Genomic DNA, 25,659 nt, shown 5'->3' on the forward strand with positions numbered 1-25,659 from the left:
TAATATCTTAAAAATTTTAAAACTATCTATTTAGATATACTAAAACTGCCAGCTCGCCAAATATTTGCGTTGTACCCAGCCTAACTTGCCATCGTAGCGAATTCGGCACCAAGTGCTTATACAAGCATCTAAGCCTTCAATGCCCGTTGCATATTCAGGCAAACTCCCCGCTACTGTGCTTTTGCTGCTGGCCTGCTGATAGAACGGCAAAGAGCCTGCGTAACCATGCGAGGAGTAATACCGCGCTCCTGAAGATTCACTCAAATATTTACAAAATGACCAGCCCTTCACACCAAGATACTGAACCTTGCACCAGCCGCTCGCCGTGCGACTGCCTAGATTTTTTACCTTAATCGCATTGAAGGGAATATTTTTCAGAACCTTATAACTGCTTGCTGGCCCTGCTCTTAAGCGCAAACTATCTTCACTTTTTACCCAAACCACCGCATAGGTTGCTGGGCCAGTAAAAGCCTGCACACTGGTAACACTAAAGCTAAGCAAGCAGCTACTCAGCATGAATAAACTCCGTTTCATTTTGCCCTCCTGATTAAAACACTTGCTCTTAGGAATTTAAGCTAAAACCCTATGTCTTTACCTTTAGTAAGGTTTTGTAGAAACTGCTGCCGTTTAATCATTAAGGACCTATTATGCGTTTAAAGTTCTATGGATTTTTACTATTAGCCTTAGGTTTGGCGACTGAAACTGCTTTAGCTGTACCTGCCGCTCCACCTGAACCCTTGAAGAATTTAGAAATTGCTGGGCAAGTTTTACAAGACGGCAAGCCTGTAGCAGGCGCTGCGGTAAAGGCTTATTTCTATAATTGCGACACTAAATTACAAGCAACTGCGACTAGCAATGTAAATGGCTATTACCGTTTAGTGATTCCCAGCTATCCGCGCCTTGTGACGGTTAGCCGACCTTGGAATAAAGCAGAAATTGCGGAGCTTACGAAAAATGATCCCAATGCACTGCAGCATTTAAGGCGCAAGACTACCCTCGATACTCGCCCAATCCCTATTTTCCTTAGTACTAATCCACTCGCTAATCCTACGCCCAACATCTGCCAGCAAGCACTAAAAGGTGGCTTAGACACACCACTCACAAATCGCTTTAATCTAAAATTAGAGGGAGTACCAGCTACAACACCCAATCCACCCACTCCACCTAAACCACCCGTGGTCAATGAGCAGCAAAAATGCCAAGCGCAAGGTGGGAAATGGGAGTTTATTAGTCGTGGAGTAAAAGGTTGCAATCTCAGTTATAAAGATGCAGGGCGCTTATGCACTGATGGCAAACAATGTAGTAGCCAAGTTTGCCTAGCCAAAGACCGTAATCCACGCGCGAACGAAGGCCAATGTGCTGCCACGACCTTTGCGATTATCAATGGCTGTATGGGTGAAATTAAGCGTGGCCATTGGCATTCACGCGCTTGTCCTTAGCTAAAATTTAGCTTGAAGCCTAGAACTTGCTTCTAGGCTTTAGTACTTTAATTGAACTGATCCAACTCCTGTAAAACTCGTGGGAGTGCAGCCGTCATCCCCCGATATTCCACAATACTTTCACTCATTGAACGCAAAGCCTCAGCTAATTGCTTAGCTCGTTCAGGCTCGACTCTTAATACTGCACTTAAGGGTGCTAGCATCACCCGAATAAAGAACACGCCACGCTTCAGCTCTGGCAAAGGTAAAGTAGTCTGACGCTCAACCCGAAAATAAAGCTGATCTAACAAAGACCCCTCACCCGCCTGTTGCAAAGCATCTGCCCACAGACGCGGGCGATAGAGCGGATGCGCAGGTAGATCACTATTGGGTGTTAAAAGCCAGACATGGCGTACCATCGTATGTTTACGAAAGGCTAAATCAACAATGCCTTTGGCACCGGCTTGTAGCATTGCATTATCAGCAACAGGGCTATGAATCGCGTGAAAATTTAAACCCAGCTTTTCACTCGGATTCCAATTGGAAGGAAAACACACAGATAAAAAACGGGTACGCATTTCCCATTCAGTGCCGATTGCTTCATCATGTAGAATCACAAAGTCTTCTTGCATCCCTAAGGTAAGCGCTTCAGCGTTGGCAGCCAGCCTTATATCGGTCTGCTGTTGATAGCGGTTAGCAATTTCCGCTAGAACCTGCGTGTCAGCCTCACCTAGTAAAGCCCGTTGCCGATCCTCAGTTAATAATTGCTGTTTACGTTGAGTATATTGAGGAGCAAGCTCATCTCGTAAAAATACACTAACCGTATCCGCTTCAAGACGGGATAAACCAGGGCGCATTTTAAAAGCACCAGCAACTGTCCAAGGCATAGCAGTAGCAGGAGTGAGAATCGGCATAATGAACCTTCAATCAAGCAACAAATAATAAATTTTGCAGAGCTAACCCGCTAAGAGCAATGGCTATTTCGGCTAAACTTGACGCAAGCCCCTTAAAATAACTTTAAAGAGAATAACTGATGAACCTAACTGACTTCGACCATTATTTAATTGTCGACCTAGAAGCCACTTGTTGCGACCGCAATGGTGCCAACCCAAACCTAATTCCGCGCCATGAAATGGAAATCATTGAAATTGGTGCGGTGCTGCTGGATGCCAACAGCCTCCGGACGCTGGATGAATTTAATACTTTTATTCATCCAGTACGCCACCCCAAACTCACAGCTTTTTGCACACAACTCACCACGATTCAGCAAAGCGATGTGGATACTGCACCTAATTTTCCAGAAGCAATTCAAGCCTTTCAAACATGGCTTGCACCTTATTCACGGCTGCTATTCTGCTCTTGGGGTGATTATGATAAAACGCAGCTTGCACAAGACTGTGCTTATCATCAACTCGCCTTTCCTTTGGCTGCACCGCATTTGAATATCAAACGCCAATTCACTGACTCACAAAATTTACCGAAGCGGTATGGGATGGATGGCGCACTCAAAATGGCTGGTTTAGAGCTGCTTGGTACGCACCATCGCGGCATTGATGATGTACGGAACATGGCGCAATTAATGCCTTATACTTTAGGGCGGCAACTGCTTAAAACTACTAAACCAGCTTAAACTTGCGGCTATGAAATCCTCGCTTGATCTTATCGACTCTTTATTTCACATCGCAACACCTGAGCAGCAGGCGTTTGAGCAACTCTTAGCAGCGATTGCACTTGAAAAAAAACGCCTAGCTGACTGGCAAGCCCTGGCCGATTTGCATCAACGCGAAGTTTTAGCCAAATATCTGCCTCTGCGCCGCCGCTATGCCGAGCAGCAGGCCATTTTAGTGCAACTAATGGATGAGCACTTACATCACGAGCGCTTCAGCCCACAACAAACCACCAAGCTCAGTCAGCTCATTCGACTACTCTGTGAACAAGTGCTGACGGTGATTCCTGAGCCAGTGATTGAAACTATCCAGCAGCGCCATGTATTTCAGCCTAGTAAAACTCAAGTGGCTAAGCCTAAGAAAACACCTGCCGCGAATGTTGAAAATGACGATTACAATGCATTTGAAGCCGCCCAACAAGCCGCGGCTGAGCAGCGGGTCGCCTACAAACAAGCGGCTAAACAAAAAGCTCAACAAGCACGTGAACAAGCCGTCAGTTTAAAGAGCACTCAGTCGATTCGCGTAGTGTATCGAGAATTGGTGGCTAGCCTACATCCTGACCGTGAGCCTGACCCAACCGAACAACAGCGTAAAACGGCCTTAATGCAGCAAGTAAATGTAGCTTACCAAGAGCAAGATTTATTAAAGCTTTTAGAACTACAGCTTGCTGCTGAACAGATTCAACCCCGCAAATCTAAACAGCTCGCGGCTGAGCGTTTAGAACATTATCAGCGCGTACTAAGCAAGCAGCTCACACAATTACAAACTGCTAGCCAAAATTTAGAACTCGGTTTAAAAGCGGCTGCTCATTTACACCCATCTGAACTATTTAGCAGTAAGCGCCTGAAACAAAGCTTTAAAGCCGATGTAAAACTGCTGCAACAACAATTAACTGCCATTCAAGCCCTATTAAATGACTTGCGTGAGGTGCAGAACTTCAAGCTTTGGCTGAATGCCTATGAACTAGACGCTGATTAAATACGGAACTCACTATGCCTCACCCTTTATTAGCTCGTAAATTTTGGATTTTTGACATGGATGGCACGCTAACCCTCAGTAAACATGATTTTAGCGCCATTCGCCGAGCCTTAGGCTTACCACCTGATCAAACCATTCTGGAAAGTTTAGCCGCTTTGCCACCTGAAACTGCAGCACCGCTTTATGAACGCTTACAAGCGATTGAATTAGAGATTGCGAAGCGTTCAGAAGCGGCTGAAGGTGCCCAGAAATTATTAAGCTATTTACGCGCACAGGGGGCACGTGTTGGTGTGCTCACCCGCAATAGCGCACTGAATACCCAAGTCACCTTAGCCGCTGCAGGTTTAGATCAGCACTTCACGGCAGCGGATTTAATCAGTCGCGATTGTGCCCCACCTAAACCGCATCCAGCAGGGATTCACCGCTTATTAGCACAATGGCAAGCCGAGCCGCATGAAGCGGTGATGGTGGGTGATTTTGTGTATGACTTACAAGCCGGACGTGCAGCGGGCACTACTACCCTGTATATAGACCCGAGCGCCGCATTTCCAGCTCGGGAGCATGCGGATTGGTGTGTGGCTAGTTTGGCGGAGTTATTGGCTTAAGGAGCCAAACTCGCTACTCTTAAGTTAATTACTCTTATAAAACTCAGTAGCAATTATGAAAACTACCGTTATCGGCATTCTTGGCACGCGTCTTGATCAGCAAGGTTTAGGTAAACGTCGCTGGAATCATTGGCGTCCGTCTATGAGTTTGCTGATGCACCCTGAGCTACAAGTCGATGAGTTTGTACTGATTCATCAAGCGGCTGAAAACGAATTAGCTAAGCTGACCATGCAGGATATGCAGGCAACCAGCCCACAGACGCAGGTACAGAATTATTTAGTCGATTATGCTGACCCTTGGGATTTTGAACAGGTGTATAGCGAGCTGTATAAATTCGCGCAGTCCTATACTTTTGAACCTGAAACCACGAATTATTATGTGCATATCACCACAGGCACGCATGTTGCTCAAATCTGCTTATTTTTGCTAACTGAAGCGAACTACATTCCCGCAAAACTCATCCAAACTTCCCCTAGCAAAGAAGGTGTGCAAGGCAGTTATCATATTATTGATCTGGATTTATCTCGCTATGATCAAATTGCTTCACGCTTTGCCAAGGAAGCTCAAGAAGGCATCAGTTATCTCAAAGGCGGAATTGCTACCCGGAATGCGCATTTCAACTATTTAATTGAACAGCTTGAACAAGTTTCGATTCGTTCTGCAGCACCGATTTTATTAACCGGTGCTACGGGCGTGGGTAAGTCACAATTAGCTAAACGGATTTTTGCTTTGAAAAAACACCGTGGGCAAATCAGTGGTGATTTGGTAGAAGTCAACTGCGCAACTTTACGCGGCGATAATGCTATGTCGGCTCTGTTCGGGCATGTAAAAGGCGCATTTACAGGCGCGCTCACGCAACGCAATGGCTTATTACGAGAAGCACATAAAGGCTTATTGTTTTTAGATGAAATCGGTGAACTTGGCCTCGATGAACAAGCCATGCTTTTGCGTGCAATCGAAGAGAAAGTCTTTATCCCGTTTGGTAGTGATAAAACGGTGAGTAGCGATTTCCAGTTGATTGCTGGCACTAATCGGGATTTATTTGCTGAAGTACGAGCCGGTAAGTTCCGCGAAGACTTGCTGGCACGGATTAATCTTTGGACTTATGAATTGCCAAGTTTAAAAGATCGGATTGAGGATTTTGAGCCAAATCTTGATTATGAATTACAGCAATTTACTCACAAAGTTGGGCATAAAGTCAGCTTTAACCAAACCGCTCGTGAGCACTATCTTAAGTTTGCCCATTCACCCTCTGCTTTATGGCGCGCTAACTTCCGTGATCTGAATTCGAGCGTGACGCGGATGGCAACTCTGGCGCAAGGTGGGCGAATTAATGAAGCTTTGGTCGCACATGAAATCCAACGCCTCAGTTATGATTGGCAAGCCTTCCAAACAAAAACTGAAACCCCGCATAGTGATTTATTAAGACACTTAGTTGAGCCTGAAATTCTCGCAACTATGGATTATTTTGACCAAATCCAGTTAGCTGAAGTCTTAAGCATTTGCCGCTCGAGTAAAAACTTAGCAGATGCAGGACGTAAACTGTTTAATATCAGCCGTACTCAACGCAGCTCACAGAATGATTCACATCGATTACGCATTTATTTGCAAAAATTTGGGCTGAATTTTGAAAAGACTTACAAAAGTAACTGGGGAAATTGATTTCTTATCTTTTTTAAATCAATTACTTATTCAAAATTTGTGACATAATTACCTAGCTTTAAACTGAGCCATACGCATAATACTTTCTTAAAAAATCTACTAATAACTAATCAATAAATAATAAAAATTAAGCAAAACCTTTTTTGCTAAATATTTATGCATTAATTATTTTTTAAATTATAATTTTGATTAAATATTAATCAAATACTAATCGATATGTTGGAGAATACAGATGAATTTAACTCAAATGACCCAGGCAATTTTGCAAAAAATGCCTGCCGCGCGAATCCCCAGTCTGGAGGAGGGGCAATTAATTAGTGCCCAACGAGCCTTTTTCCAAAAGCATGAAGCTAGCCTAATTAATGAATTTTATAATTTGCTTTACAGTGATTCTAATACTCGTTTGGTACTTGGCGAGCCTAAGCTACGTGTACAACGCGAAAAAACACTACATCAATGGTATCAGGTCACCATTAGTGGCAGTTTTGATGAGGACTATTGGGCTTGGCAAACCTTAGTCGGCATCGTGCATGTGAAACACAAAGTTTCTAATGTTTCCCTCTTAAGTATGTGGGCATGGATGGTCGACTTTTTACAGACACGTCTGTTGGCAGAGCTTCCACTTGAACAAGCCCGCCCTATCATCAGCGTCTTGAACAAATTACAGGCAACCGTATGTAGCTTGATTGTCGAAAGCTTTTTAATGACCCAACAAGAAGCAATCACCCGTGCCTCGGGTTTAAATGAACGAATTTTAGGGCGCTTTATTAACGTTGAGATTGATTCCCTCCTCAAACAAGGCCGCGAGTCTCTTATTCAAGCACAAGGCTTACAAAGTTCTGCCGCTTAACCTGCTACCGTTTCAGCTTGACGGCATAAGAAATTCTATGTTTTCTTATGCACGCTTATTCAGCTAAGCTGCTTAAATCCAGAATAAGGTTTAAGCAGCCTTTCATTAATAAACCCAACTGAAACCGCAAGCGATGCGCTTATTACTTATTGAAGATGATCTCATGATTGGCGAAAGCCTAGAAGCCAGCCTCCAGCATGCTCAGTATGCGGTGGATTGGGTACAGGATGGTCATCAAGCTCTCCTCGCCTTGGAACATGATCTCTATGATCTGATTCTCTTAGATTTAGGTTTACCCCGTTTACAAGGCTTAGACGTTCTCAAACATTATCGTAAGCAACAAGGTGAAGCCGCTGTACTGATTTTAACAGCACGGGATGCTCCTTCCGATCGAGTTAAAGGTTTAGACAGTGGTGCGGATGATTATCTCGTTAAACCTTTTGATCTAGATGAATTACTCGCACGCATTCGTGCTCTATTACGGCGCAAAGCCGGGCGTACTCAGCCAGAGTTGGCAGGCAATGGTTTACGCTTAGACCCAGCCAAGCATCAAGCCTTTTATCAAAACCAACAGATTCATCTTTCAGTACGTGAATTTAATCTGCTGCAAGTCTTACTAGAAAAACCGGGGCAAGTGGTATCGCGTGAGACTTTAGAAAGCAAACTGTATGGCTGGCAAGATGAAATCGAAAGCAATACCGTCGAAGTTTATATTCATCTCTTACGTAAAAAACTCGGTAAAGACTTTATTAAAAATGTGCGTGGGGTTGGTTATAAAATCGAGGAAGATGCTTAATTGCCAAGTATTCAAAATAAGCTCTTATTCTGGCTAGTGCTGTGTATTGTGTTAGCAAGCAGTTGTTCAGGCATTATTAGCTATAAGAAATCCTTCACAGCTACTACTGAACTATTTGACTATTTACTGCAAGAAGTTGCTACTTCCCTTCCTGCACATTTAGATACCAAAACTATCTATCAACGCGATTCTTTAAACAAACACATCGTGGTACAAATATGGAATCATAAACAGCATCTAATTTATAGTTCGAATCCCGAATGGAAGCTCCCACGCTATACCCAGCAAGGTTTTCAGACTATTACAGCATTTAGCACCAGTTGGCGGATTTACACCGAAAATCGGCGCTCTAATTATATTCAAGTTGCTTATCAAAGTTCGGCAGTACATGAGTTAGCTACTGAACTGGCCATTCAAGCCATCTTGCCTTTTGCACTCATCATTCCTTTAGTCCTCATTTTAGTAGCTTTAATTATTCATCAAGGTTTAAGCCCTTTCCGTAGCACCGCTCAAGCTTTGGCCGAACGTACCCCTGATCAATTAGAACCCCTCCCGACCAAAAAATTACCGAAGGAATTGGTCATTATTACTCGTGCGATTAATGAACTCTTAGCTCGTTTAGCCAGCGCCCTAAATGCACAACGATCTTTTGTCGCCGATGCCGCGCATGAATTACGCTCACCTTTGACAGCCTTAAAACTACAACTCCAACTGACTGAAAGAATTCAACAAGAACCACAACGCAGCCAAGCCTTAGCTAAACTACATGAACGCCTCAATCGGGCTATTCACTTGGTTGAGCAGATGCTGTTATTAGCACGCCAAGAATCTAGCTTAGAGCCTACTAACTTCCAACTGCATTCGATTAATCAATTAGTGGTACATGCAGTACAAAGCCAGCAAGCTTTGGCACAACAGAAAAAAATCCACTTAGAGGCACAAACTAGCCCAGAAGATATTCAATTACTTATGAATCTCAGCAGCATGGAAATCCTCCTACGCAACCTGATTGAGAATGCCTTAAAACATACACCGCCTGAAGGTATTGTGATTGTTGCGGTACATGAAGATAACCAGGCGATAGTGTTACGCGTGGTTGATAATGGCTGTGGCATTGATGCTGAGGAGCGTGAACAAGTATTTAGGCGTTTTTATCGAGCCACTAACAACCAGCAAGGTGGCACAGGCTTAGGTTTAGCGATTGTGAAAAGTATTGCTGAGCAACATCACGCCAGTATTGCGTTGCTAGATAGCCCCTTAGGTCAAGGCTTATTGGTGGAGCTTAAACTACCCAAAAACATTAATAAATTTTAAACATCTTTTAAGTCTTTTTTAATTAATTCCCACCTAAGATGCAGTCCATGCAGTCCAATACTGACTGCCAACAACCAGAACACTCAAAGGAAATGAGCCTAATCATGAATAAGAAATTAGCTAGTTTAACTGCTACTTTACTCACTGCGCTGGCTTTAGGTGGACAAGCTTATGCAACTGATGCAGCTGCCCCTACAGCAACCCCAGATCCTGCGGCAGCAACAACAGCGCCTGCAGTAACTACAGCGCCTGCAGTAACTACAGCGCCTGCTGCAGTCACGGCCAAGCCTGCTCAAAAGCCTGCAACTACTAAGCATGCTAGTAAATCACACAAAAAAGCTGCTGCTCATAAAAAGGCAAAAGCTAGTAAGAAACACAAAAAAGCAGCTCATAAAAAGGTTAAAGCACATAAAACTGCTGCAGCACCACAAAAACCTATGACCGACCCGCAAGCGAGTACTCAGACCGGTACTCAAACGCCCAAAAAATAATTAAAAGTACCTCCCTCATTTGTGGCGCAGAACTCCATAGGGATATGGATCTGCGCCAGTTCTACTTCCGCCAATACTGTTTAAGCCTAACTAACCATTGCCTAACAAATAAACTAAATTGTTAATATTCACCTAGGTCATTTTACTAGGAAAATCCAACCTATTTAGGTACATTCAGGGATTTTTAAGCTTAATGTCTAACCACAGAACAGCCTCAAGTTAGCCCAACCTGAAAGGATGAGTAATGGACCTCTCAACAACCACTCAATTAATTCTGCAAAATATTCCTGTATTTATGCGCCCTACCCCTGAAGATGGGCAAAAGCTGCGTCAATACAGTGAATTTTTTAACCGCTATCAAGGCTCAGTGATTACTGGCTTTTACGATCTTATTTATTCAGATGCTGCAGCCCATGCGCATATCACCGGCATGACGCGTCAGCAACGTGAAATGATTCTGCATGAATGGTATCGCGTGACCATGTCCGCACAGTTTGATGACCTGTATTGGAATTGGCAGGCGCTCATGGGGATTATCCGCGTCAAACACAATGTTCCAAACTCAGCAGTCTTAAGTATGTGGTCATGGATTATGAGCTTTTTACAAGAACGTTTACTAGCGGAATTACCTGCTGAAGAAGCGCAAACCGTTATTCATATTCTGCATAAACTACATGCCACAGTCTGTGGCTTGATCATTGAAAGCTTTATCGTCACCCGCCAAGAAGCGATTACACGCGCTTCTGGTTTAAATGACCGGATTTTAGGACGTTTAGTGAATATCGAGATCGATCAACTGGTTAAACAAGGCCAAACTCTCGTCGCTGAACAAACTCAATTGCGGATGGCTGCTGCCGCTTAAGGCTAACTGTTTTTATCGCCTTCAAAACCAAGGGCTGTTTTGAAGGCTGTAAAGCAAGCTTAGCACTCGATAATATTCACCGCTAAACCACCACGAGCGGTTTCTTTATATTTGGTTTTCATATCTAAACCTGTTTCGCGCATCGTTTTGATCACTTTATCTAAAGATACATAGTGTGAACCATCCCCACGCAAAGCCATGCGTGAAGCATTAATCGCCTTCACCGCCCCCATTGCATTACGTTCAATACACGGGACTTGCACTAAGCCACCAATCGGATCACAGGTAAGCCCGAGATTATGCTCCATACCAATTTCTGCGGCATTTTCAACCTGCTCCGGTGTTCCCCCCAAAACCTCGGTTAAAGCACCCGCAGCCATTGAGCAAGCAGAACCGACTTCACCTTGGCAACCCACTTCTGCCCCCGAAATTGAAGCATTTTCTTTATACAGAATTGCAATCGCCCCAGCCGTGAGTAGGAAGCGCACAATCCCATCCTCATTCGCCCCCTGTACAAACCGCCAGTAATAATGCATCACGGCTGGAATCACCCCCGCTGCACCATTCGTAGGCGCAGTAACAACCCGACCACCTGCAGCATTCTCTTCATTCACCGCAAGCGCGAATAGATTCACCCAATCCATCGTGCCTAAAGGTGCTGAATTCAAATTATTGTCATGCTGCAGCTTGCGGCATAAAGGCGCAGCGCGCCGTTTGACTTTTAAGCCGCCAGGTAAGATACCTTCGGTACGACAGCCATGCTCAACACAATCCTGCATCACTTTCCAGATATGCAATAAACCCGCACGAATTTCGGCTTCACTACGCCAAGCTTGTTCATTAAATAACATTAACTGACTAATGGAGTAGCCATGTTCTTTACACAGGGCTAGCAATTGCCTGCCGGTTTTAAAGGGATAAGGCTGGACGGTTTTATCGGCAACTATGGGGGCTTCGGCATTATCCGGATTCACCACAAAGCCACCCCCAACCGAATAATAAGTATTCGATTGTAAACAGTGCCCACCTGCATCAAAGGCATGGAAAATCATGCCATTCGGATGAAAGGGTAAAGACTTACGGCGATGGAAAACTAAATCCGTCGCGTAGTTAAAACTGATGCTGCGCTCACCACCCAAGCTCAGCACTTGCTGATCAATAATGTTTTGCATGCGCTGCGGGATGTTTTGCGTATCGACTGTTTCAGGTTCGCTGCCCTCCAAGCCTAGTAATACGGCTTTGTCGGAGCCGTGACCTTTCCCAGTCGCCCCTAAAGAGCCATAAAGTTCTGCTTGAATACGCGTAACTTGGGCAAACAATCCACGCTCACGTAAGCGCTGTAAGAAGTAATTTGCCGCACGCATCGGCCCTACTGTATGCGAGCTAGACGGACCAATTCCTATTTTGAAAATATCAAAGACACTAACTGCCATAACGCTTAACCTGTGATGCGTGACGATTTTTTAAAAGCTGCGCCAAATCAGTTAAACTAAAGGCGCTAGGGTATCTTTATCACATTAATTGACTAGTCAGTCAATAGCACTGCGACCTAGATCGAGAGGAATACGGATGAAAAAAATTACTATTATTGGCGCTGGTTTTGCTGGCCTTACGGCTGTGCGCCAATTACGTAAACTTGAGCAAGCTGTAGAGATTACCCTAATCGCTCCACGCCCCGAATTACAGTATTTGCCCAGCCTGATTTGGGTACCTTCGGGTCTGCGCAAACGTGAAGATATTATTATTCCCCTCGCCAATTTCTTTAAACGCATGGATGTTAAATTTGTGCAAGCCAGCGTCACCGGCTTAAAAGATCAAGGCCGCACCGTCGTAACTGATCAAGGGCCTGTCACTAATGATGGCTTAATTATTGCCTCGGGTGGGCGTTTTATTAAAAAACTGCCTGGTATTGAACATGCGATTACCCCCTGTGAAGGCATTGATGCCGCTGAAAAAATTCGTGATCGTTTAGCGGCGATGCAAGGCGGTACGATTGCGATGGGTTTTGCGGGCAATCCGAATGAGCCGAGTGCGATGCGCGGTGGCCCTATGTTTGAATTCCTGTTTGGCACGGATACCTTATTGCGTCAGCAAGGTCGGCGCGAGCAGTTTAAGATGGTGTTTTTTAGCCCAGCCCCTAAACCAGGCATTCGTTTAGGTGAAAATGCCGTCAAAGGCTTAATGGATGAAATGGCGAAACGCGATATTAGTACCCACTTAGGCCATAAAATGGTCGGTTTCGAAGCAGATAAAGTCAAAACTGAAGGTGGCGAATTTGCTGCTGATCTGATTCTCTTCATGCCTGGTATGACTGGCAATCTGTGGTTTGATAATAGTGAATTACCACGCTCCGAAGGCGGCTTAGTCAAAGCGAATCAACACTGCAAAGTTGAAAGCATGTCTGCTGTTTATGTGGCGGGTGATTCGGGTAGTTTCCCCGGCCCCGACTGGATGCCCAAACAAGCGCATATGGCTGATTTACAGGCCGAATGTGCAGCCAAGAATTTAATAGCGGAACTCAACGGCAAAACTGCTGATGCGACTTTCAAAATTGAATTAATGTGTATTATTGACTCTTGCGACAAAGGCTTATTTGTCAGCCGGACTGAAAATAAAAATACCGTGTTACCTGCAAATAAAGCGATGCACTGGACGAAGCGAGGCTTTGAGTGGTGGTATTTAAGGCAGTATCGTTAAGTGGAGCATTACTCCTTCCTCGATCAACAATTTGCTGCTTTATTAGTACGTTTATGTGCTGAGTGCGGTTACGTACTCAGCGCTGCTCAACAGGAAAAATTAGAGTTGCTAGCTTGCTATACCAGTTCAGCTACTCGCCAAGGCATTATTGCAGCACCGCTACCCCAGTTTATTAGCGCTCAGGAAATAGAGGCTTTGTTAGCTTCACCCGTGATTGGCCAAGCTAATGCTTATACTCCATTGATTATTGAACAAGGGCATATTTGGCTAAACCGCTATTGGCAGTATGAACAGCACTTAGCAACTAATATCGCCCAACGCTTGCAGTTAAAACTGGTTACTGACTCAACTGCTTTACAAACTACTTTAGATAATTGGTTTCCAACTAGCTCTCAGGATTTGCAAAGGCACGCAGTCAAACGGGCTGCGTCCCTGCCCTTTCTGATTATCTCGGGCGGCCCTGGTACTGGTAAAACCACTACGGTGACTCGTTTATTATGCCTGCTGATTGAGCATTTCAAGATTAATCCGCAACGGATTAAATTAGCCGCACCGACTGGTAAAGCCGCGATGCGTATGCAAGAAGCGATTCGCCAAGCCAAAACGAATTTGCAATTATCGCCTGAACTAGCAGCACTGATTCCCGAACAAGGCAGCACCCTGCATCGTTTATTAGGCTATATCCCTGGCAAAGTAGGCTTCCGTCATCATGCGCACTATCCTTTGCCTGCCGATGTGGTGATTGTTGATGAAGCTTCAATGATTGATATTTCCTTAATGAGCCATCTATTCGCAGCGGTACGTCCTAATGCGCGCTTAATACTATTGGGAGATCGGGATCAGTTAGCCTCGGTTGAAACCGGCTCTATTTTCAGGGATTTATGCTCAGTTGATGCAGAGACACATCCTTTAAATGAGCATATTGTGGTTTTGGAGAAAAGTTGGCGCTTTGATGCGAGTGGGGGCATTGGTCAATTGGCAAAAGCCGTGCGTGATCAGCAAGAGCAAACCATCTTAGATATTTTACATTTGACTCCAGTGGGAGTGACTTGGGATCCTAGCCCGCAAATTAGTGAGCAGTATTTACATCATGTATGGCAAGTCTATTTACAACAAGTCAAAGCTTGGCAACAAGATTTAGCTCAGCTCCCTGCTCTGTTTGCAGCGTTTAATCAGTTCCGTTTACTCACACCTTTACGCAAAGGCTCCTTAGGCACTGAGCAGCTCAATCAGCGGATTAGTAGTCTCTTACGACGTGTGTTACCAAACCGTTTCCAAGGCCCTTGGTTTGCAGGTCGCCCAGTAATGATCACCGAAAATGACTATCGGCAGAACCTTTTTAATGGGGATATTGGCCTGAGTTTGCCGGAGGCGAATGGGCAATTGCGGGTTTGGTTTGCAGAGCCGAATGGCAATTTCCGTGCCTTTGCCCCTGTACGTTTACCCGCCCATGAAACCGCTTGGGCGATGACGATTCATAAGAGTCAAGGCTCTGAATTTGAGAAAGTTTTACTCGTGTTACCCGAGGATGCTGAAGCGCAAATTTTAGGCCGTGAGCTGCTTTATACAGGCATTACTCGTGCTCGCAGGCAGATTGATTTAATGGGTAAGGAGGCAGTCATTTTAGCGGCGGTACGCCGATCCTTACCGGCGACCTCCTGTTTAGCTTGGCGCATTCAAGCTAGGCTGGAATCAGCGCAAAGCAGCCAAACGCAAAGCGAGTAAACGAGCCGCCTCAGTCTCTAATTCAGCTTGAATACTGCGCTCTTCTTCACTCACACCTAAAACATAACGACTGTCATAGATTTGATTGCGTTCAACGTGCAGCGACGACTCTAAGGGCTTGAGCTCAGGCTTATCTTTAGCTTCTGCAGTAAAATGCAGATTCAGATAATGATTAAACTCCCGCACTTGACGCGCTGCTGAATAAGCAGTGGCGGTTTTCTCTTCCTTGAAATCAGTAATGGTCAATTGCATAGTAGCGGGTGAATCTGTAGCAACGCTCGCACCCGCTTGCTCTAAAGCAGTGCGTAGCTTTTTGCTAAAACTGCTATTCACATCGAGGCCTTGTACCGCGACTTGTTGACCTTTAAGTGGAGCCAATAAAGCTGAATCAGCTCCTCTTAACTGAAAGCCAGCACAGGCCGCTAGCATTAATACTAGCAGCAGGCTGATCATATTTTTGACTAGGCGTAGTAACACCTTATTTGACCACGATATTCACTAAGCGACCTTTGACTACGATCACTTTGTCTACCGTGCTGCCTTCCAAAAAGCGCTTTACATTTTCATTATTCAAAGCACTGTCTTGAATTTCGCTCTCACTAGCAGCTGCATTCACTTTCACTTTACCGCGCACTTTACCATTCACTTGCACAATAAGCTCAAGCGTATGTTGGACTAAAGCAGCCTCATCAACCTCAGGCCAAGCAGCATCAATTAACGCACCACTGCGGCCTAAAGCTTGCCACAGACTATGACAAATATGTGGGGTAACCGGAGCCAGCATTAAGACGATGGTTTCTAAAATTTCTTGGCGTAATTTCCGGCCATTTTCAGACTCATCTGCAGCACGGGTAATTTCATTCATCAACTCCATATTGGCAGCGATGGCCGTATTGAAGGTGTAGCGCCGCCCCATATCATCGGTGACTTTCTGCAAGCTTTGATGCAATTTGCGCCGTAAATCCTGCTGTGCAGAACTGAGTTTGCTATAAGGGGTACTACTATCCACTATCCCGCTGGAGACATGGTCATAAACCTGTTTCCACAAGCGCCGTAAGAAGCGCTGAGCACCTTCTACTCCAAAATCTGACCACTCCATACTTTGATCCGGTGGGGCTGCAAACATCGAGAATAAGCGCAAAGTATCCGCGCCATATTTCTCAATCATCATTTGCGGATCCACACCATTCTTTTTTGACTTGGACATTTTACTCATGCCGGAAGGAATGACCGGCAAACCATCACTAGCTAAAGTCGCACCAGTAATTCGGCCTTTTTCGTCACGCTGTACATCGACTTCACTTGGCGGAATCCACTCTTGACCGCCACCTTCGCGTTCACGATAGAAGGTATCCGCCAATACCATCCCTTGCGTTAAGAGGTTGGTAAATGGCTCATCGGACTCCAACATACCATGATCACGCATTAATTTATGGAAGAAGCGCGCATACAATAAATGTAGAATCGCATGTTCAATCCCACCGATATATTGATCAACTGGTAACCAATAGTTCGCACGTTCATCCAACATCGCTTGATCATTATCAACACAAGCATAACGCGCGAAATACCAAGAAGATTCAAAGAAAGTGTCAAAAGTGTCGGTTTCGCGGCGCGCAGGACCTTGGCAAGCAGGGCAAGTACACTCATAGAAAGACGGCATTTTCTTAATCGGTGAGCCACCGGTTTCGTCGAACTCAACATCTTCTGGCAAGAGCACGGGCAAGTCTTCAGCTGGCACTGGTTGTACACCACAGCTATCACAATAAATCATTGGGATCGGACAACCCCAATAGCGTTGCCGCGAGACACCCCAATCACGCAAGCGATAATTGATTTGTCGGCGTCCTAAGCCCTGCTCAGCTAATTCATCAGCCATCGTATTGAAGGCATCAGTCGAGCTTAAACCATTATAACGGCCTGAATTAACCAAGACCCCTTTATCGGTAAAAGCCGCCGCAGTTATATCAATTTCACGCCCATCTGCTGGCGCAATCACCTGTTGGATCGGCAATTGATATTTATTCGCAAACTCCCAATCACGCTGATCATGTCCCGGTACTGCCATAACTGCTCCAGAACCGTAAGACATTAACACGAAATTCGCGACCCAAACTGGGACTTCTTCCTGGGTCAAAGGATGAATGGCTTTTAAGCCAGTATCCATCCCTTTCTTTTCCATCGTCGCCATATCCGCTTCAGCAACTTTGGCAAGCTTACATTCTTCAATAAAAGCCGCTAATTCAGGATTCTTCTCGGCAGCTTTCAGTGCTAACGGATGTTGGGCAGCAACTGCGACATAAGTCACGCCCATTAAAGTATCAGGCCGAGTGGTGAAAACGGTTAAATGTCCTTTACTATGCTCCAAACCGAACTGTAGCTCTACACCTTCAGAGCGCCCGATCCAGTTTTCCTGCATGATCCTAACTTGTGATGGCCAACCAGGTAATTTGTTCAGTTCATCCAATAATTCATCAGCGTAAGCAGTAATTTTTAAGAACCACTGATCAATCTCACGCTGCTCGACTAGAGCACCCGAGCGCCAACCACGTCCATCCACCACTTGCTCATTAGCTAATACAGTTTGATCGACTGGATCCCAATTCACGGTGGACTTTTTGCGGTAAACCAAGCCTTTTTCATAAAGCTGGGTAAAGAACCATTGCTCCCAACGATAATATTCTGGTTTACAGGTTGCTAATTCGCGTGTCCAGTCAATCGCCAAACCCATCGATTTGAGCTGGCTACGCATATAGTCAATATTGCGATAAGTCCATTTGGCAGGGGCTGTTTTATTCTGAATCGCTGCATTTTCAGCAGGCAAACCAAAAGCATCCCAGCCCATTGGTTGTAAGACATTTTTGCCCTGCATGCGTTGGAAACGTGCAATTACATCGCCGATGGTGTAATTGCGCACATGCCCCATGTGCAGCACGCCGCTAGGATAAGGGAACATGGATAAGCAATAGTATTTCGGCTTATCCGGATCTTCCTTCACTTCGAAAGATTTAGCGGTGTCCCAAAAAGCCTGTACCTCGGCTTCTAGCGCTTTAGGCGTATATTGTTCCTGCATGCTGCTCATGAATTCTACTAACCAGCTATTCTAAAACGCGAAGGATACAAAGCTTACCCACTGATTACCAGCTACCCGCCACAATTCTTCACACAAACTTGATAAGGCTGAACATTTCCACCACAACTGCCATAACATTGCCGGTACGTTTGATCACAGCCACAATCTTTAGGACAAGTTTCAGCTTGAATTCGCGCTGTTTCAGACTCTAAAGTAGGACGTTTAGGCGCAGGCCCAGGCGACTCAGGGCGATCCCAAGCATCTGGATAACCTAAGCCATAGTGGCGAGGGAAGCGCGCACAGTTACGCTCACCTGGACGACAATGATGCAAATCACGCTGTAAGTCACGCATTAAACGCCGCTGACGCATTTCCATTTCCCAGAAACGCAAATCGGTTTCATAGCGATCCATCGCTTTTTCCCAAACCAACATATCCCGCTCCCAAGCCCCTAATAGAATAGGCAACTCTTGCTGAGCCTGAGTTCGAGCTTTAGCTAAACACTGACTAGTTTTAGCAGCACATTGCTGCCTACATTGCCCTAAAGCGGCATCACAACGCGTTAAACACACTTTTCCTGCGCCCGCAGGCGGTGGAGTAAAACGATAATTAGTTTGGTATTGTGGGCTGACACAAGCTGTCAAACCGAGTACCAAGAAAATTATTAAATAGCGAAACATAAATGACTTGCTCCCCTATAGTGATTGGATGCTGTCTAAACGGATTGCTTAGAACTTAACAATTAGTATGAGATTCTCCAGACGAAGTACAAGCAGGCTTAGTTTGATAGGCAGAATAAAACCGTTAATGTGCTAAATCAGCTAGTTAAAAATAAAAAAGCCTCGATACCCTAAGGATCAAGGCTTTTTCATAAGATTGAATCAGCATAAAGCTTAAGAACTAATCGCTAGTTTTATCGCCAGACGTGCGCGGACGAGCAAACGGGCTGACATTATTGGTTTTACCCCCATCTAACGCATGAATTTTACTCACACCAGGCTTTTCAACCTCATCGATGCGAATAATCGCGTGCAATGGAATGAAGGTACGATTCACTGAAGCGAATTCAGATTTCAAACGCTCTTCGGCAGGATCAATAACTAATTCGCTTTGCGAACCAAAAACCAATTCTTCAATAGCAATAAAGCCATATAAATCAGATTCATAGACTTGTTTAGCGAAAACTTCGTAAATCTTATTATGGTTAGCAAAAGAAATACGGTAGATACGTGAATTGCTCAAGGCTTTTCCTCAAAAAATATCCCCTGCTCAGAGAAAGGAGCAAGGGATGAAACATGAACTTAGCCTATCAAATTTTCTAGCAATGTTCAGCTTTTTAACGTATGGGCGGCGATTTTCTGCTCAATAATATGATGCCATTTTGCGGGACCTGTGGTATGCACAGACTCGCCTTGGCTATCAACCGCCACAGTTACCGGCATATCTTTAACTTCAAACTCGTAAATCGCCTCCATGCCTAACTCAGGGAAAGCCAGTGTCTTTGACCCCACAATTGCTTTGGAAACTAAATAAGCAGCACCACCAACCGCCATTAAATACACCGCACTAAACTCTTTAATCGCATCAATCGCGACGGGGCCACGCTCAGATTTACCGATCATGCCCAATAGACCTGTCTGCTGCAAAATCTGCCGCGTGAATTTATCCATCCGGGTCGCTGTAGTTGGACCTGCAGGGCCTACCACTTCATCCCGCACCGGATCAACGGGGCCTACGTAGTAAATAAAGCGCCCTTTCAAATCAACTGGCAGAGTTTCACCTTTATTCAGCATATCCACCATACGCTTATGCGCGGCATCACGCCCAGTCAACATTTTTCCTGAAAGCAATAGGACTTCACCCGGCTTCCAAGTTTTTACATCTTCTGGGGTCACGGTATCCAAATTCACCCGACGTGAACTCTCACCCGCGACATAAGTCATTTCTGGCCAATCATCCAAACTCGGTGGCGTTTGGAAAGCGGGGCCAGAACCATCTAAAGTGAAATGCGCATGACGAGTTGCTGCACAGTTTGGAATCATACAAACGGGTAAAGAAGCAGCATGGGTTGGATAATCCATAATCTTCACATCCAACACGGTCGTTAAGCCACCTAAACCTTGTGCGCCTAAGCCTAGCTCATTTACTTTGTGATACAACTCAATCCGTAATTCTTCAATACGATTTTTCGGGCCGCGAGCAATCAGCTCTTGAATATCAATTGGCTCCATTAAGACTTCTTTCGCCATCAATGCTGCTTTTTCAGCCGTACCGCCGATGCCAATCCCAAGCATACCTGGTGGACACCAACCCGCGCCCATCGTCGGTACCGTTTTCAACACCCAATCGACAATGCTATCGGAAGGATTAAGCATCGCCATTTTCGATTTATTTTCAGAGCCACCACCTTTAGCCGCCACATCAATCGATACGGTATCGCCTGGGACAATTTCATAATGAATCACGGCTGGAGTATTGTCTTTGGTGTTCTTACGTGCACCGGCTGGGTCAGAAAGAATGGATGCGCGCAGTACATTATCTGGCCAGAGATAAGCTTGGCGGACACCCTCATTAATCATATCAGTGACACTCATCTCACCTTCCCATTGCACCTTCATGCCGACTTTCACGAATACGGTAACAATGCCGGTATCTTGGCAAATCGGGCGCTTGCCTTCAGCGCACATGCGGGAATTCACCAGAATCTGGGTAATCGCATCTTTAGCCGCAGGAGACTCTTCACGTTGCCAAGCGGCGTACATGGCATCGACAAAATCTTTCGGGTGATAGTAAGAAATATATTGCAGCGCATCGGCTACACTGGCAATTACGTCAGCTTGCTTGATGATAGTCATAGGGTCCTCCGTCGGATAATCAGTCTGGCTTACTGGGTGCAATGACTCTATTTGTGTGGTGCACAAGGTTATGCTATTTGACGGAGGGAATCCAGCTTTAAGGCTGAATCCCAAGCCTAGACCTGCAGTAAGCCGCGCTTAAATATAAGCGGGCATAAAATGCTCTTGATGACGAATATGCAAAGACAAACCCAAAGCAGACAGGCCATTTTTATCTAATAAACGCGCACTTAAAGGTAGAAATACTGCCTCTTCAAACAAAGCATGCGCTGCATAGTTAGTCACAATTTGCTCGACAATCACTTTATCTAAACTCGCTGCTTTCCCCTTAGTCAGCTTCTTAAGGGCTGGCTCGATTTTCCGCCACCATGCTTCGATCTGACGATGTTCATTGGTTAAGCGATCAATATGTAATTTCGCATCTGCTAAATCGATGGGATCAGGATGCAAAGCCGTGCGCACCGCCGTAAACAGCTCCTGCTCCTCTTCTTGGTGATGATTAAGAATCACTTTATGATAAAAATCCTCTAGCTCTGTAGCTAAGGTCTTTACTTGAGGATTAGAACTATCTTGGTCAACTAAACTAGCAAGTTGAGCTAACTGTTGAATATGCTTGAGAATTCCGTCATGGCAGCCCGAAAAGTTTTGTAAAGGATTAGAGGAATCGCTGTTGCTCATGATCAAAGCTCTTAAAAGGTTTAATAATAATTAAGCATCATAAACTTCAGCTTAGAAACTGCCATTGACATGGGTCAAGCAGAGACTTGACCCACTAAAAATACAGGGAATTTATTGAGTGACTTGTACTAAACCCTTCATTCCAGCTGCAAAATGCCCAGGTTGTAGACAAGCAAAATCCACAGCACCGGCCTTACTAAATTTCCAGACCACTTCTTTCACTTGACCCGGATCCACTTGCACCATATTTGGATCTGAATGTTGCATATTAGGATGCTTGAGCATTAAAGCGGCATGCTCTTTCAAATCTGAAATCGTTCCTAGGGTTAATTCATGGCGAATATTCCCAGTGTTACGCACTACAAGCCGCACTGTCTCACCCTGCTTAACACTCAAAGTTTCAGGACTAAAGCGCATGGTATCCGCCATATCTACGACCACAGTGCGTCCTACTTCATTCGTATTTCCGGGTAAACCAATGGCTGTTTCAGTAGTGTGATCGTGACTCGCTGCTGCGTGATCATGAGTAACACTAGCTTGCTGCTCAGTATGAGCCATCCCATGATCATGTACGGCGGCGGGATTACTAGAATAATACTGATACGCTAGCCCAGAACCGATTAAGACCACAGCAAATGACCCTAAGGCATAACGCTTAATAGGCTTAGTCCAAGTTTGTTGCGAGACCCAAACCAAAGCCAATAATGAAACCGCAAATCCTAAGGGTACTGCCCACAAACTACGATTCGGCGAATCAGGAAAATGCTGTAAGCTACCAGTAAACAGACCTAAACTAAGGGCTAATAAAGTGCTAATTGCCAGCGACTTAAGCAGTACTGCTCCATGCTCACCTTTGTCTTTATTTTCTAGCCACATGCCTAAAATAAAAGCAACTATACCAATCCCAGCGGTGATCAAAGAACGCTGCCCTGAAAACACCCCATGACTTACTGAACCCGCGATAAAACTAATGCCACCATACTTTAAGGCCATTGCAATATGCTGACGCGGAAAACTTGCCAGTTGCTCCATACAAACCCTCTTAGTTTTAAGCTATATAAATGATTTAGATTAAGGCAACCCTTATCCTAAGACACGTATCCAAGTTTGCAAGTTAACTAAAGTTTATCAGGGACAAACAAGACCTTATAAATTTTGCTTGTGTTGACTCAGAATCGAACGAGCCGTATTGGCTAAAGCCAAAGTATCCACCCCTAAAGCAATAAACTGCACACCCAAACGCTCATAGTGCAAGGCTGTTTGTGGATTGACTGCCAATGTTCCCACGGATTTGCCTGCGGCTTTAATTTTTTGAATTGCTGTCGTCACAGCAGCTATGACCTCAGGATGATTCGGATTACCTAAATAACCCATCGTACCGGCTAAATCAGCAGGGCCAATAAAGACTGCATCTACCCCATCAACCCTTAAGATTTCATCCAAATTATTTAACCCAGCTACACTTTCAATTTGAATAATTAAACACAGTTCTTGCTCAGCTTCTTTTAAATAATTTGGATTCAAATTCCAAGCTGCTGCACGTGCTAAAGCCGTACCAACACCGCGCACACCCGCTGGTGGATAACGCATAAACTTGACTAAATCTCGGGTTTGCTCTGCAGTTTCAATCATGGGAATCAGCAAGGTCTGTGCGCCTAAATCTAAATATTGCTTAATCAGGGCTTGATTACCTTCCACTAAGCGCACAATGGCATGACTCGAACTGGGTGCGGTCGCTTGTAATTGCGCTAATACAGTCTGTAAATCATTGGGTGCATGTTCGCCATCAATCAGCACCCAATCATAACCCGTGTAAGCACACAGCTCCGCCGCCAAGGGGCTACATAACCCTAGCCAAAAGCCATATTGCTGTTGACCAGCGGCTAAAGCGCGTTTAAAGGTATTGATGGGCGTTTGCATGAAGTGAACTCCTTAAACAAAACGGCAGGAAATGCCACCTAAAGCGCCATAATCGGCATGAATCGTGTCCCCTGCTTTGACTGCAACGGGCGCAGTAAACGAGCCTGCTAGCAAAATTTGCCCCGGCTCTAAACCAATGCCATGTGCGGCAAAACGCTTAGCGATCCAACAGATACCATTGGCAGGATGATTCAACACACCCGCAGCTAAACCTGTTTCTTCAATTACTGCATTTCGATACAAAATCGCGCCACACCAGCGTAAATCCACTGCATCAGGGCGCACGGGACGCCCCCCTAAAATAATCCCAGCATTGGCTGCATTATCCGAAATGGTATCCATCACGGTACGCACATAGCCGGTTTTCGGATGGATACGATGACTACGTGCATCAATCAACTCTAAAGCAGGAATCACATAATCAGTCGCATTCAATACATCCATCACCGTCAGCTGTGCTCCACGCAAAGGTGCTTTTAAGACAAAAGCTAGCTCGACCTCAATACGTGGATCATTAAAGCGCGCTGCTTCAATTTCGCTACCGTCATCAATCCGCATAGCATCGGTTAGCACCCCAAAGTCAGGGGTATTGATCTTCATCACCCGCTGCATGGCACGAGAAGTCAGGCCAATTTTATAACCCATGAGCTGCTGACCATCCGCATATTTTTTTTGCATCCAAGCGGCTTGGACTGCATAGGCATCCTCCATAGTCATCTGTGGATAGCTTAAAGTCAGCGCATCAATCTGGCGCACAGCCAACTCGGCTTGATAGAGATCCTGGGCAGCTGCAGCGATTTGCTCGGGGCTTAAAGTCAACATTGCAGCCTCCTAGAGATAATCTTGAATAGTGTTTTTATTGTACTTTAAGACCGGCTCTAACTCTTTCATTTCAAAAGACATAGCAACACCTCGAGTTTCGAAGCAGCTTGCAAAATGCGTTTCCAATACTTTAAAAAAGCTTTTCGCGGCCAGCTCACGCTCTTCTAAACTGCGCCCAGCACCTAATAACACCGTCAAATGCACGAACATATGCTCAGGATTGCCATCTGCCATTCGATAATCATGGCAAGGATAAGCACGGCTACGAATTCCTTTTAAGGGAAAAATTCCCGTATCCATCGCAGCTTGATGCAAGTGTGCAAATAAGCTTTGCAGATTCAGAGTTTCAGCAGAAATATTATCGGAATACTCCAATACGAAATGCGCCATGACTTACTCCAGCGGGAAAATTGCATTAATTTGCCCCGTGCCGGAGCTACCAAAATAAGGGGTAATCACTTCAACCTTGCCGCGATACTGATCCCAGCCTAAGGCACCCAGCAGCATCGCGGTATCGTGCATAAAACCTTCACCATGACATTTATCTGCATATTCAGGCAGCATCCCACAAAAAGTCGGCCAATCGCCTGCTTGCCATAGCTCCACCACCCGTCGATCTATTACTTCCAAAAAAGGCGACCAGACTTTATGCAAAAACTGCTCAGATACACCATTTTGCGCAAACCGATGCGAAAGTGAGCCACTAGCGAAAATAGCCACCTTACCTGCATAGCCTTGCTCAATCGCCTCACGGAACGCTTTACCAAGAGCTACGCTATCCACCAAATGATGCACCATACACAAAGCCGACACCGAGACGACTTTAAAATGGCGGTCACTGTTCATATAACGCATCGGTACTAACGAGCCATATTCCAAAGCTAAAGTCGTTTGATCATGTGCACGCGTATGAATGCCCGCTTGGGTCGCAGCTTCCGCCAAGAGCAGCCCCAACTCAGGATTACCATCATAGGCATAAGGCATATTCTTAATAAAATGTGGTAGTTCATTGCTGGTATAAATACCTTCAAACTTTTCCGCACAATTAATGTGATAGCCCGAATTGACTAACCAATGCGTATCGAAAATAACTATCGTATCTACACCCAACTCACGACAACGCCGGCCTATTTCCAGATGACCATCAATCGCTGCTTGCCGACAACCAAAATGCGGCCCCGGTAGTTCTGACAAATACATCGAAGGCACATGGGTAATTTTCGCGGCTAAGGCTAATTCGCCCAT

The 25,659-nt window shown here is 45.2% G+C and carries 26 protein-coding genes; 12 read left to right on the plus strand and 14 right to left on the minus strand.

Translation table 11 applies throughout. The annotated features are described in order from the left end of the window. Positions 1–39: 39 nt before the first annotated feature. The gene (locus Q0230_RS03935) at positions 40–534 is read right to left on the minus strand and encodes an SH3 domain-containing protein (protein ID WP_298608386.1); all 495 of its coding nucleotides are present in this window, start codon (positions 532–534) and stop codon (positions 40–42) included. A 113-nt stretch (positions 535–647) separates the two neighbouring features. Here Q0230_RS03935 and Q0230_RS03940 point away from each other — a divergent pair, with 113 nt between their 5' ends. Continuing rightward, positions 648–1,439, plus strand: a complete 792-nt coding sequence (locus tag Q0230_RS03940; protein WP_298608389.1) for a carboxypeptidase-like regulatory domain-containing protein — start codon at positions 648–650, stop codon at positions 1,437–1,439. Between the two features lie 47 nt (positions 1,440–1,486). On the opposite strand, the gene Q0230_RS03945 is transcribed toward Q0230_RS03940, so the two are convergent. Then, positions 1,487–2,332, minus strand: coding sequence for a heme-dependent oxidative N-demethylase subunit alpha family protein (locus Q0230_RS03945; RefSeq protein WP_298608391.1), 846 nt, complete (start codon positions 2,330–2,332; stop codon positions 1,487–1,489). A 119-nt stretch (positions 2,333–2,451) separates the two neighbouring features. Between Q0230_RS03945 and Q0230_RS03950 the strand changes: the two genes are divergently transcribed. The 9 genes from Q0230_RS03950 (at position 2,452) to Q0230_RS03990 (ending at position 10,644) form a co-directional block, all read left to right on the plus strand. Beyond that, positions 2,452–3,048, plus strand: coding sequence for a 3'-5' exonuclease (locus Q0230_RS03950; RefSeq protein ID WP_298608393.1), 597 nt, complete (start codon positions 2,452–2,454; stop codon positions 3,046–3,048). 10 nt (positions 3,049–3,058) lie between these two features. Then, on the plus strand, positions 3,059–4,063 hold the full coding sequence (locus Q0230_RS03955) for a J domain-containing protein (protein ID WP_298608395.1): 1,005 nt from the start codon (positions 3,059–3,061) through the stop codon (positions 4,061–4,063). A gap of 14 nt (positions 4,064–4,077) precedes the next feature. Next, the gene (locus Q0230_RS03960; RefSeq protein WP_298608396.1) at positions 4,078–4,668 is read left to right on the plus strand and encodes an HAD family hydrolase; all 591 of its coding nucleotides are present in this window, start codon (positions 4,078–4,080) and stop codon (positions 4,666–4,668) included. Positions 4,669–4,723: 55 nt separating this feature from the next. After that, positions 4,724–6,331, plus strand: coding sequence for an RNA repair transcriptional activator RtcR (gene rtcR / locus Q0230_RS03965; RefSeq protein ID WP_298608398.1), 1,608 nt, complete (start codon positions 4,724–4,726; stop codon positions 6,329–6,331). Positions 6,332–6,563: 232 nt separating this feature from the next. Then, positions 6,564–7,181 (plus strand): protoglobin domain-containing protein, encoded by a 618-nt coding sequence (locus Q0230_RS03970; RefSeq protein ID WP_298608400.1) that lies wholly within the window; start codon positions 6,564–6,566, stop codon positions 7,179–7,181. A 133-nt stretch (positions 7,182–7,314) separates the two neighbouring features. Continuing rightward, entirely contained in the window at positions 7,315–7,977 is a 663-nt protein-coding gene (locus tag Q0230_RS03975; RefSeq protein ID WP_298608402.1) for a response regulator transcription factor, read from the plus strand. Next, positions 7,978–9,291, plus strand: coding sequence for an ATP-binding protein (locus Q0230_RS03980; protein WP_298608403.1), 1,314 nt, complete (start codon positions 7,978–7,980; stop codon positions 9,289–9,291). It abuts the gene before it with no gap. Positions 9,292–9,395: 104 nt separating this feature from the next. Beyond that, positions 9,396–9,782, plus strand: coding sequence for a hypothetical protein (locus tag Q0230_RS03985; protein ID WP_298608405.1), 387 nt, complete (start codon positions 9,396–9,398; stop codon positions 9,780–9,782). A gap of 244 nt (positions 9,783–10,026) precedes the next feature. Then, positions 10,027–10,644, plus strand: a complete 618-nt coding sequence (locus tag Q0230_RS03990) for a protoglobin domain-containing protein (protein ID WP_298608407.1) — start codon at positions 10,027–10,029, stop codon at positions 10,642–10,644. A 59-nt stretch (positions 10,645–10,703) separates the two neighbouring features. Here the strand turns inward: Q0230_RS03990 and Q0230_RS03995 are convergent, their stop codons facing one another. Next, on the minus strand, positions 10,704–12,077 hold the full coding sequence (locus Q0230_RS03995) for an L-serine ammonia-lyase (protein ID WP_298608409.1): 1,374 nt from the start codon (positions 12,075–12,077) through the stop codon (positions 10,704–10,706). 136 nt (positions 12,078–12,213) lie between these two features. On the opposite strand from Q0230_RS03995, the gene Q0230_RS04000 reads away from it, so the two are divergent. Further along, complete coding sequence (locus Q0230_RS04000; protein ID WP_298608411.1) at positions 12,214–13,341, plus strand: FAD-dependent oxidoreductase; 1,128 nt, start codon at positions 12,214–12,216, stop codon at positions 13,339–13,341. Further along, positions 13,342–15,066: an exodeoxyribonuclease V subunit alpha gene (gene recD, locus Q0230_RS04005; protein WP_298608413.1), complete on the plus strand. Its 1,725-nt coding sequence runs from the start codon at positions 13,342–13,344 to the stop codon at positions 15,064–15,066. On the opposite strand, the gene lptE is transcribed toward recD, so the two are convergent. The 11 genes from lptE to hpaD all read right to left on the minus strand — a co-directional run bounded on the left by lptE (position 15,034) and on the right by hpaD (position 25,659). Next, positions 15,034–15,543 (minus strand): LPS assembly lipoprotein LptE, encoded by a 510-nt coding sequence (gene lptE / locus Q0230_RS04010; protein ID WP_298608415.1) that lies wholly within the window; start codon positions 15,541–15,543, stop codon positions 15,034–15,036. The genes recD and lptE overlap by 33 nt on opposite strands. Position 15,544: 1 nt before the next feature. Continuing rightward, positions 15,545–18,139 carry a leucine--tRNA ligase gene (gene leuS / locus Q0230_RS04015; RefSeq protein ID WP_298608636.1) on the minus strand — a complete coding sequence of 865 codons (2,595 nt, stop codon included), beginning with the start codon at positions 18,137–18,139 and terminating at the stop codon, positions 15,545–15,547. Between the two features lie 71 nt (positions 18,140–18,210). Then, the gene (locus Q0230_RS04020; protein WP_298608417.1) at positions 18,211–18,819 is read right to left on the minus strand and encodes a hypothetical protein; all 609 of its coding nucleotides are present in this window, start codon (positions 18,817–18,819) and stop codon (positions 18,211–18,213) included. A 220-nt stretch (positions 18,820–19,039) separates the two neighbouring features. Then, a complete protein-coding gene (locus Q0230_RS04025; protein ID WP_298608419.1) occupies positions 19,040–19,381 on the minus strand; it encodes a DUF1820 family protein in 342 nt (113 codons plus the stop codon). A gap of 86 nt (positions 19,382–19,467) precedes the next feature. Further along, a complete protein-coding gene (locus tag Q0230_RS04030) occupies positions 19,468–20,994 on the minus strand; it encodes a fumarate hydratase (protein ID WP_298608421.1) in 1,527 nt (508 codons plus the stop codon). Positions 20,995–21,132: 138 nt separating this feature from the next. Further along, entirely contained in the window at positions 21,133–21,672 is a 540-nt protein-coding gene (locus Q0230_RS04035) for a hemerythrin domain-containing protein (protein WP_298608423.1), read from the minus strand. A gap of 111 nt (positions 21,673–21,783) precedes the next feature. Continuing rightward, the gene (locus tag Q0230_RS04040; RefSeq protein WP_298608425.1) at positions 21,784–22,704 is read right to left on the minus strand and encodes a cupredoxin family protein; all 921 of its coding nucleotides are present in this window, start codon (positions 22,702–22,704) and stop codon (positions 21,784–21,786) included. A gap of 114 nt (positions 22,705–22,818) precedes the next feature. Beyond that, on the minus strand, positions 22,819–23,592 hold the full coding sequence (locus tag Q0230_RS04045; RefSeq protein ID WP_298608428.1) for an HpcH/HpaI aldolase/citrate lyase family protein: 774 nt from the start codon (positions 23,590–23,592) through the stop codon (positions 22,819–22,821). Between the two features lie 12 nt (positions 23,593–23,604). Next, positions 23,605–24,414 (minus strand): 2-oxo-hept-4-ene-1,7-dioate hydratase, encoded by an 810-nt coding sequence (gene hpaH / locus Q0230_RS04050; protein WP_298608430.1) that lies wholly within the window; start codon positions 24,412–24,414, stop codon positions 23,605–23,607. Positions 24,415–24,423: 9 nt separating this feature from the next. Then, complete coding sequence (locus tag Q0230_RS04055) at positions 24,424–24,804, minus strand: 5-carboxymethyl-2-hydroxymuconate Delta-isomerase (protein ID WP_298608431.1); 381 nt, start codon at positions 24,802–24,804, stop codon at positions 24,424–24,426. Between the two features lie 3 nt (positions 24,805–24,807). Then, entirely contained in the window at positions 24,808–25,659 is an 852-nt protein-coding gene (hpaD, locus tag Q0230_RS04060) for a 3,4-dihydroxyphenylacetate 2,3-dioxygenase (RefSeq protein ID WP_298608433.1), read from the minus strand.

It is taken from the genome of uncultured Thiothrix sp. (assembly GCF_937876535.1).
Taxonomy (GTDB): domain Bacteria; phylum Pseudomonadota; class Gammaproteobacteria; order Thiotrichales; family Thiotrichaceae; genus Thiolinea.

Coding starts and splice junctions, on each gene's coding strand:
- Q0230_RS03935 (WP_298608386.1), bottom strand. CDS start 534: ATGAAACGGAGTTTATTCATGCTGAGTAGCTGCTTGCTTAGCTTTAGT.
- Q0230_RS03940 (WP_298608389.1), top strand. CDS start 648: ATGCGTTTAAAGTTCTATGGATTTTTACTATTAGCCTTAGGTTTGGCG.
- Q0230_RS03945 (WP_298608391.1), bottom strand. CDS start 2,332: ATGCCGATTCTCACTCCTGCTACTGCTATGCCTTGGACAGTTGCTGGT.
- Q0230_RS03950 (WP_298608393.1), top strand. CDS start 2,452: ATGAACCTAACTGACTTCGACCATTATTTAATTGTCGACCTAGAAGCC.
- Q0230_RS03955 (WP_298608395.1), top strand. CDS start 3,059: ATGAAATCCTCGCTTGATCTTATCGACTCTTTATTTCACATCGCAACA.
- Q0230_RS03960 (WP_298608396.1), top strand. CDS start 4,078: ATGCCTCACCCTTTATTAGCTCGTAAATTTTGGATTTTTGACATGGAT.
- rtcR (WP_298608398.1), top strand. CDS start 4,724: ATGAAAACTACCGTTATCGGCATTCTTGGCACGCGTCTTGATCAGCAA.
- Q0230_RS03970 (WP_298608400.1), top strand. CDS start 6,564: ATGAATTTAACTCAAATGACCCAGGCAATTTTGCAAAAAATGCCTGCC.
- Q0230_RS03975 (WP_298608402.1), top strand. CDS start 7,315: ATGCGCTTATTACTTATTGAAGATGATCTCATGATTGGCGAAAGCCTA.
- Q0230_RS03985 (WP_298608405.1), top strand. CDS start 9,396: ATGAATAAGAAATTAGCTAGTTTAACTGCTACTTTACTCACTGCGCTG.
- Q0230_RS03990 (WP_298608407.1), top strand. CDS start 10,027: ATGGACCTCTCAACAACCACTCAATTAATTCTGCAAAATATTCCTGTA.
- Q0230_RS03995 (WP_298608409.1), bottom strand. CDS start 12,077: ATGGCAGTTAGTGTCTTTGATATTTTCAAAATAGGAATTGGTCCGTCT.
- Q0230_RS04000 (WP_298608411.1), top strand. CDS start 12,214: ATGAAAAAAATTACTATTATTGGCGCTGGTTTTGCTGGCCTTACGGCT.
- leuS (WP_298608636.1), bottom strand. CDS start 18,139: ATGCAGGAACAATATACGCCTAAAGCGCTAGAAGCCGAGGTACAGGCT.
- Q0230_RS04020 (WP_298608417.1), bottom strand. CDS start 18,819: ATGTTTCGCTATTTAATAATTTTCTTGGTACTCGGTTTGACAGCTTGT.
- Q0230_RS04030 (WP_298608421.1), bottom strand. CDS start 20,994: ATGACTATCATCAAGCAAGCTGACGTAATTGCCAGTGTAGCCGATGCG.
- Q0230_RS04035 (WP_298608423.1), bottom strand. CDS start 21,672: ATGAGCAACAGCGATTCCTCTAATCCTTTACAAAACTTTTCGGGCTGC.
- Q0230_RS04040 (WP_298608425.1), bottom strand. CDS start 22,704: ATGGAGCAACTGGCAAGTTTTCCGCGTCAGCATATTGCAATGGCCTTA.
- Q0230_RS04045 (WP_298608428.1), bottom strand. CDS start 23,592: ATGCAAACGCCCATCAATACCTTTAAACGCGCTTTAGCCGCTGGTCAA.
- hpaH (WP_298608430.1), bottom strand. CDS start 24,414: ATGTTGACTTTAAGCCCCGAGCAAATCGCTGCAGCTGCCCAGGATCTC.
- Q0230_RS04055 (WP_298608431.1), bottom strand. CDS start 24,804: ATGGCGCATTTCGTATTGGAGTATTCCGATAATATTTCTGCTGAAACT.
- hpaD (WP_298608433.1), bottom strand. CDS start 25,659: ATGGGCGAATTAGCCTTAGCCGCGAAAATTACCCATGTGCCTTCGATG.